This window comes from Spiroplasma endosymbiont of Lariophagus distinguendus (assembly GCF_023846195.1).
Lineage (GTDB): Bacteria > Bacillota_I > Bacilli_A > Mycoplasmatales > VBWQ01 > Spiroplasma_E.
Genome location: NZ_JALMUW010000163.1, coordinates 1 through 662, shown reverse-complemented (window position 1 = coordinate 662; position 662 = coordinate 1). Strand labels below are relative to the sequence as shown.

The following is a 662-nucleotide window of genomic DNA, read 5'->3' as shown; positions in this document are numbered from 1 at the left end:
ATTTTTCCATGTTCAATCATATTTTTAACAGTTTCATTATCAAATGCACCAAATAAAGTTGTAACATTTAATTCTCTATCAACATTTCTTTGAGTATAAGATTTATGATAATATTCAATTAAATTTCAAACTGGATAAGTATCTGGATATGCATTTAATGTTGTTGAATTACCATAAAAATTAACCATTGGTAAATTTGTTATTTCTAATATTGGTAAATAATTTCAAGGATTTTTAATTTCATAACTATATTTTGGTATTAAATTAGGTTTTAATTTTGTATGTGCTGTTCCTAAAATAATTTCTTTTTCATTTTTATTATCATTTTTATAAGTTTCAAATCTTATTTTTCCATTTTCAGCAATTACTCAAGTTAAAGTTGCACTATCTGCTTGTTCATTTATAAAAAAGAATTCTGCACATTGTTCTTCTTCATTATATTTAGCAACTCTACCAGCAAATGAATTAGGTAATACTTTTAAACTTGTACTATTATCTTTATAAATAATAGGCATTATATATACTTTTCCAAGTAAACTTTCTTGTATTCCAAATTTATATAATTTTTCAAATCATTTATCACTAATAATTTTATTAGTAAAATATTTTAAAATATTTTCTTTTTCACTATCAAATAATAAACCTTTACCTAATCATAATTT

The 662-nt window shown here is 21.0% G+C and carries 1 protein-coding gene; it reads right to left on the bottom strand.

Annotated features, from left to right (window positions below; translation table 4 throughout):
- A partial coding sequence (locus M0D11_RS06320; protein WP_252321119.1) for a hypothetical protein occupies positions 1–662 on the bottom strand: 662 nt, incomplete at both ends.